Origin of the sequence: Stenotrophomonas sp. GD04054 (genome assembly GCF_029836955.1) — a bacterium.
GTDB classification, from domain to species: Bacteria; Pseudomonadota; Gammaproteobacteria; order Xanthomonadales; family Xanthomonadaceae; genus Stenotrophomonas; species Stenotrophomonas maltophilia_A.
This window is the reverse complement of record NZ_JAOECR010000093.1, coordinates 1-6,861: the sequence shown is the minus strand read 5'-3', so window position 1 is coordinate 6,861 and position 6,861 is coordinate 1. Positions and strand designations below refer to the sequence as shown.

General features: G+C 67.2%; 5 protein-coding genes. 4 read left to right on the top strand and 1 reads right to left on the bottom strand.

Annotated elements, in window-relative coordinates:
- Positions 1 to 38: 38 nt before the first annotated feature.
- On the bottom strand, positions 39 to 1,700 hold the full coding sequence (recN, locus tag N7573_RS22120; protein WP_279943291.1) for a DNA repair protein RecN: 1,662 nt from the start codon (positions 1,698 to 1,700) through the stop codon (positions 39 to 41).
- 115 nt (positions 1,701 to 1,815) lie between these two features.
- On the opposite strand from recN, the gene hrcA reads away from it, so the two are divergent.
- The 4 genes from hrcA to dnaJ all read left to right on the top strand — a co-directional run bounded on the left by hrcA (position 1,816) and on the right by dnaJ (position 6,843).
- Positions 1,816 to 2,880 (top strand): heat-inducible transcriptional repressor HrcA, encoded by a 1,065-nt coding sequence (gene hrcA, locus N7573_RS22115; protein ID WP_005409239.1) that lies wholly within the window; start codon positions 1,816 to 1,818, stop codon positions 2,878 to 2,880.
- A gap of 63 nt (positions 2,881 to 2,943) precedes the next feature.
- On the top strand, positions 2,944 to 3,459 hold the full coding sequence (gene grpE, locus N7573_RS22110; protein ID WP_005409240.1) for a nucleotide exchange factor GrpE: 516 nt from the start codon (positions 2,944 to 2,946) through the stop codon (positions 3,457 to 3,459).
- A 182-nt stretch (positions 3,460 to 3,641) separates the two neighbouring features.
- Complete coding sequence (gene dnaK, locus N7573_RS22105) at positions 3,642 to 5,564, top strand: molecular chaperone DnaK (RefSeq protein WP_005409241.1); 1,923 nt, start codon at positions 3,642 to 3,644, stop codon at positions 5,562 to 5,564.
- A 154-nt stretch (positions 5,565 to 5,718) separates the two neighbouring features.
- Complete coding sequence (gene dnaJ / locus N7573_RS22100; protein WP_279913875.1) at positions 5,719 to 6,843, top strand: molecular chaperone DnaJ; 1,125 nt, start codon at positions 5,719 to 5,721, stop codon at positions 6,841 to 6,843.
- Positions 6,844 to 6,861 lie beyond the last annotated feature (18 nt).

The window sequence follows — 6,861 nt, the reverse complement described above, 5'->3', positions numbered from 1 at the left end:
GTAGATCCACGCCATGCGTGGATAACCGCGAACAGGCCTCAGACCTGCAGCAGCTTGCGGGCGGCGGCGCGCGCTTCCTTGCTCACTTCCACGCCGCCGAGCATGCGCGCCAGCTCTTCCTCGCGCGCCTTGCTGTCCAGCTTTTCCACCGCGCTCTGGGTCATGCCTTCCACCGGCGCCTTGCTGACCCGGTAATGCGCGTGGCCCTTGGAGGCGACCTGCGGCAGGTGGGTCACGCACAGCACCTGGCGCTTCTCGCCAAGGGCGCGCAGCTTCTGGCCGACGATATCCGCCACCGCGCCGCCGATGCCGGAGTCGACTTCGTCGAACACCATGGTCGGTACTGCATCCAGGTCCAGCGCGGCCACTTCGATGGCCAGCGAGATGCGCGACAGTTCACCGCCCGAGGCCACCTTGCGCAGGGCGCGCGGCGGCTGGCCGGCGTTGGCCGCCACCAGGAATTCCACGCGTTCGGCACCCTGCGGATCGGGCTTGCCGGCGTCCTGTGGCTCCAGCTCGATCAGGAACTGGCCACCGCCCATGCCCAGCTCGGCGATGATGCCGGTGGTGGTGGCCGACAGTTCGGCAGCGGCGCTGCGACGGCTGGCGGTCAGCACCTCGGCCTGTATGCGCCAGGCGGCGGCGGCTTTGTCGATCTCGCCGGACAGGCGCTGCAGGCGTTCGTCGGCGCCGCGCAGCTGTTCCACTTCGGCATGCATGCGCTCGCGCTGCGCGCCCAGCTCGTCCATCGGCACGCGGTGCTTGCGGGCCAGGTCGTGCAGGCGGCCGAGGCGACGCTCGTTCTCCTCGAACTGCTCCGGGTCGGCATCAAGGTCGTCGTGCACGCGGTCCAGCAGCGACAGGGCTTCGTGCAGCTGGATCGAGGCGTTCTCGATCAGGCCGTCCACCTCGCCCAGGCGCGGGTCGTGTTCGATCAGGCGCGACAGCTCGTGGCGCACCTGCTGCAGCAGGTCCAGCGCGGAACTGCCGTCGTCGCCATTGAGCTGGTTGCTGGCCGCCTGGCAGGCGCTCAGCAGGGCGCTGGCGTGGGCCTGGCGGCGGTGGCTGGCACCGAGTGCGACGATCGACTCCGGTTCCAGATCTTCGCGGTCCAGTTCGCGCAGCTGGTGCTCCAGGAAGCCGATCCGGTCACTGACGTCGCCCTGTTGCGACAGCGCCAGCGATTCATCGACCAGAGCCTGCCAGGCCGCGGCGGCGCGGCGCACCTGGCGGCGCTCGTTCTCGTTGCCGGCATAAGCGTCCAGCAGGGCCAGCTGCGACGGGCGCGTCAGCAGGGCCTGCTGTTCGTGCTGTCCGTGGATCTCCACCAGCAGCGAGGCCAGGTCGCCCAGCTGCGCCAGGGTCACCGGGCGGCCGTTGATCCAGGCCCGCGAACCGCCATCGGCGCGGATGACCCGGCGCAGCTGGCACTGCTCCTCGTCGTCCAGCTCGTTGTCGGCCAGCCACTGGCGTGCAGCCTGCAGCTGCTCCAGCGCAAACTCGGCCGAAAGCTCGGCGCGCGCGGCGCCGTGGCGGACCACGCCGCTGTCGGCGCGCAGGCCGGACAGGAAGCCCAGCGCGTCGACCATCAGCGACTTGCCGGCGCCGGTCTCGCCTGAAACCACGGTCATGCCTGGCCCGAACTCCAGTTCGGTGGCGCGGACGACGGCGAAATCCTTGATCGAAAGATGTCTGAGCATGGGTAAGGGGGTATCAGCAGCCGCGCAACGCTAGCACGCGGGCGAGGGAGGTCCAATGACTTGCCAAGGTGATGCGCCGCCATTATCTAGTGTCCGTGTCTCACAGGTTGATTCCATGCACGGTTCTCCCGACCAGCTTGCCCCGCGTGCGCGCCATCTGCTGCGCACGCTGATCGCGCGTTACATCCAGGACGGCGAGCCGGTCGGCTCGCAGACACTGGCGCGCGTGGCCGGCCTGGAGGTCAGTCCGGCCACCATCCGCAACATCCTGGGTGACCTGGAAGACCTGGGGCTGCTGGCCTCGCCGCACACCTCCGCCGGGCGCGTTCCGACCGCGCATGGCTACCGCGTGTTCGTCGACAGCCTGCTGCAGATGCAGCCGCCGGGCGAGGGTGAGCTGGCCCGGTTGCGGCAGGAACTGGCTGGCGGCGGCAGCACCCAGGCCCTGCTCGGCAGCGCCTCGGAGTTGTTGTCGGCGATGAGCCACTTCGTCGGCGTGGTCAGCGCGCCGCGACGCGAGCAGTTCGCCTTCCGCCAGATCGACTTCGTGGCGCTGGACGGGCGCCGGGTGCTGGCGATCCTGGTGTTTGCCGACAACGAGGTGCAGAACCGCGTCATCGAAACCCGGCAGGAGTTCGCGCCGGGCCAGCTGGAGCAGGTCGCGAACTACCTCAATGCCCATTTCGCCGGCCTGCCGATGGCCGAGATCCGCACCCGACTGCTGCTGGAACTGCGCGATGCCCGCTCCGAGCTGGAACAGCTGCTGGCGCACAGCATCGAGCTGGCCGAGCAGGCCCTGCAGCCGGCTGCCGACGACATGCTGGTGGCGGGCCAGACCCGCCTGATGGGGGTGCAGGACCTGTCCGACCTGGAGCGCCTGCGCGAGCTGTTCGAGCTGTTCTCCAGCAAGCGCGAGATCCTGCAGCTGCTGGAGCGGACCATCCAGGCGCCCGGCGTGCGCATCTTCATCGGCGAGGAGACCGGGATGATGCCGCTGCAGGGCGTCTCGCTGGTCACCGCCCCTTACACGGCCAATGGCCAGGTGCTGGGCGTGCTGGGGGTGATCGGCCCCAAGCGGATGGCGTACGACCGCGTGATCCCGCTGGTCCAGGCTACCGCCGATGTACTGGGCGCGGCGTTTTCGCCAGCCGGCCGCCCGCCGGGAACATCCGACGCTTGAAACGCAGCATCCCGCCCACACTAGGGTGGGTGGAGGCGGAGATTGACCGCCAGGGACCCAGACATGAACCACGAACAGCCAGATATCGAATCCCAGCAGAGTGCCGCCGATGCGGCCGCCACCGCCGGCGTCAACGACGAAGTCGAGCGCCTGCGCGCCGAAATCGAACAGGTCAAGGCCGATGCCCTGCGTGAGCGCGCCGACCTGGAGAACCAGCGCAAGCGCGTTGCCCGTGACATCGAACAGGCCCGCAAGTTCGCCAACGAGAAGCTGCTGGGCGATCTGCTCCCCGTGTTCGACAGCCTGGATGCCGGCCTGAAGGCCGCCGGCGACGACCCGCACCCGCTGCGCGAAGGCCTGGAGCTGACCTACAAGCAGCTGCTGAAGGTGGCCGCCGACAACGGACTGGTCCTGCTGGACCCGATCGGCCAGCCGTTCAACCCGGAACACCACCAGGCCATCAGCCAGGTGCCGACGCCGGGCGCCGCCCCGGGCAGCGTGGTGACCGTGTTCCAGAAGGGCTACCTGCTCAACGAGCGCCTGCTGCGGCCGGCGCTGGTGGTGGTGGCCGCCGATTGATGGACCAGGCCGGGCTTTGCCCGGTCCCGGTTGTGCCAGGCCATGCCTGGCAAGGTTTTCCAGGCGCTGAACACAGCGTTCGGGAGATGGCTTGAATGTTCCACGAGCCTCCCCCACATCGTATTCATCCACCGGCCGAACGGCCGGACTGACACCAACAAGCATCCTCAGGAGTCTCCCCCATGGGCAAGATCATTGGTATCGACCTCGGCACCACCAACTCGTGCGTGGCGATCATGGACGGCGGCAAGGCCCGCGTCATCGAGAATTCGGAAGGCGATCGCACCACCCCGTCGATCGTCGCCTACACCAAGGACGGCGAAGTCCTGGTCGGTGCCTCGGCCAAGCGCCAGGCCGTGACCAACCCGAAGAACACCTTCTACGCGGTGAAGCGCCTGATCGGCCGCAAGTTCACCGACGCCGAAGTGCAGAAGGACATCGCGCACGTCCCGTACAGCATCCTGGCCCATGACAATGGCGACGCCTGGGTGGCCACCAGCGACGGCAAGAAGATGGCCCCGCAGGAAATCTCGGCCAAGGTGCTGGAAAAGATGAAGAAGACCGCCGAGGACTTCCTCGGTGAGAAGGTCACCGAAGCGGTCATCACCGTGCCGGCCTACTTCAACGACAGCCAGCGCCAGGCAACCAAGGACGCCGGCCGCATCGCCGGCCTGGACGTCAAGCGCATCATCAACGAGCCGACCGCGGCCGCGCTGGCCTATGGCCTGGACAAGGGCGACAACAAGGATCGCAAGATCGTGGTGTACGACCTGGGCGGCGGTACCTTCGACGTCTCGGTGATCGAGATCGCCAACGTTGACGGTGAAAAGCAGTTCGAAGTGCTGGCCACCAACGGCGACACGTTCCTGGGTGGCGAAGACTTCGACAACCGCGTCATCGAGTACCTGGTTGAAGAGTTCAACAAGGACCAGGGCATCGACCTGCGCAAGGATCCGCTGGCCCTGCAGCGCCTGAAGGATGCTGCCGAGCGCGCCAAGATCGAGCTGTCCAGCGCCCAGCAGACCGAAGTGAACCTGCCGTACGTCACCGCTGACGCGTCGGGTCCGAAGCACCTGAACATCAAGCTGACCCGCGCCAAGCTGGAAGCCCTGGTGGACGACCTGATCAAGAAGTCGATCGAGCCGTGCCGCGTCGCCCTGAACGATGCCGGCCTGCGTTCGAGCGACATCAGCGAAGTGATCCTGGTCGGCGGCCAGACCCGCATGCCGAAGGTGCAGCAGGCGGTGACCGAGTTCTTCGGCAAGGAACCGCGCAAGGACGTCAACCCGGACGAAGCCGTGGCACTGGGTGCTGCGATCCAGGGCGGCGTGCTGGGCGGCGACGTCAAGGACGTGCTGCTGCTGGACGTGACCCCGCTGTCGCTGGGCATCGAGACCATGGGCGGCGTGTTCACCAAGATCATCGAGAAGAACACCACCATCCCGACCAAGGCCTCGCAGGTGTTCTCCACCGCCGAGGACAACCAGTCGGCCGTGACCGTGCACGTGCTGCAGGGTGAGCGCGAACAGGCCCGCTTCAACAAGTCGCTGGCCAAGTTCGACCTGTCCGGCATCGAGCCGGCCCCGCGTGGCCTGCCGCAGGTGGAAGTGTCCTTCGACATCGACGCCAACGGCATCCTGCACGTGTCGGCCAAGGACAAGAAGACCAACAAGGAACAGAAGGTCGAGATCAAGGCCGGTTCGGGTCTGTCCGAGGAAGAGATCGCGCGCATGGTCGCCGACGCGGAAGCCAACCGCGAAGAAGACAAGAAGTTCCAGGAACTGGTGCAGGCCCGCAACCAGGCCGACGCCCTGATCCACGGCACCCGCAGCGCCATCACCGAGCACGGCAGCAAGGTCGGCGGCGATGTCATCGGCAAGGTCGAGGCGGCCCTGGCCGACTTGGAAACCGCGATGAAGGGTGACGACAAGGCACAGATCGAAGCCAAGTCGAAGGCGCTGGAAGAAGCTGGCCAGTCGCTGTTCGCCGCTGCTTCGGCCGACCAGGGCGGTGCCCCGGGTGCCGACGCCGGCAATGCCGGCAAGGCGCAGGACGACGTGGTCGACGCCGAGTTCACCGAAGTCAAGGACGACAAGAAGTCCTGATCCGGACCGACACGGGACGCTGGCCACCAGCGTCCCGTTGTCGCATCAGGGTCCTGACCGCCCACCGGCGTGTCGGGGCGCCCGACGCAAGAGCGGACCTGGTTCCGCTCTTCCGCTTTGACGAATCCCGACTTTCCGGAACCAGATCCACGATATGAGCAAGCGCGATTATTACGAAGTGCTGGGCGTTGCCCGCACCGCCACCGACGACGAGCTGAAGAAGGCGTACCGTCGCTGCGCGATGAAGTTCCACCCGGACCGCAACCCGGGTGATGCGGCGGCCGAAGCCTCCTTCAAGGAGTGCAAGGAAGCCTACGAAGTGCTGTCCGACGGCAACAAGCGCCGCATGTACGACAGCCATGGCCACGCGGCGTTCGAGCACGGCATGGGCGGCGGCGGCCCGGGCGCCCCGGACATGAACGATATCTTCGGCGATATCTTCGGCAACATCTTTGGCGGCGGTGGCGGTGGACCGCGCCAGGCGCGTCGCGGCGCCGATATCGGCTACGTGATGGAGCTGGACCTGGAAGAAGCCGTGCGCGGAGTCGAGCGCCGCATCGAGATTCCGACCCTGGCCGAGTGCGGCGACTGCGATGGCAGTGGCTCGGAAGACGGCAAGGTCGAAACCTGCAATGTGTGCCATGGCCGCGGCCAGGTGCGCATCCAGCGCGGCATCTTCGCCATGCAGCAGGCCTGCCACAACTGCGGCGGCCGTGGCCAGATCATCGCCAAGCCCTGCAAGACCTGCCACGGCAACGGCCGTGTCGAGGAAGACAAGGTGCTGTCGGTGAAGGTGCCGGCCGGCGTCGATACCGGCGACCGCATCCGCCTGCAGGGCGAGGGCGAAGCTGGTCCGGCCGGTACGCCACCGGGCGACCTGTACGTGGAAGTGCGCGTGCGCGAGCATGCGATCTTCCAGCGCGATGGCGACGACCTGCACTGCGAAGTGCCGATCCGCATCTCGCAGGCGGCACTGGGTGACACCGTGCGCGTGGCCACCCTCGGCGGCGAAGCGGAGATCCGCATTCCGGCCGAGACCCAGACCGGCAAGCTGTTCCGCCTGCGTGGCAAGGGCGTGCGTTCGGTGCGCAGCCGCAGCGAAGGCGACCTGTACTGCCGCGTGGTGGTGGAGACCCCGGTCAACCTCACCCCTGAGCAGCGCAAGCTGCTGGAACAGTTCGAAGCCACCTTCGTCGGCGAGGAAGCACGCAAGCATTCGCCGAAGTCGGCCACCTTCATGGATGGCGTGAAGGGCTTCTGGGACCGGATGACGTCCTGATCCATCGACGCGTGTGTT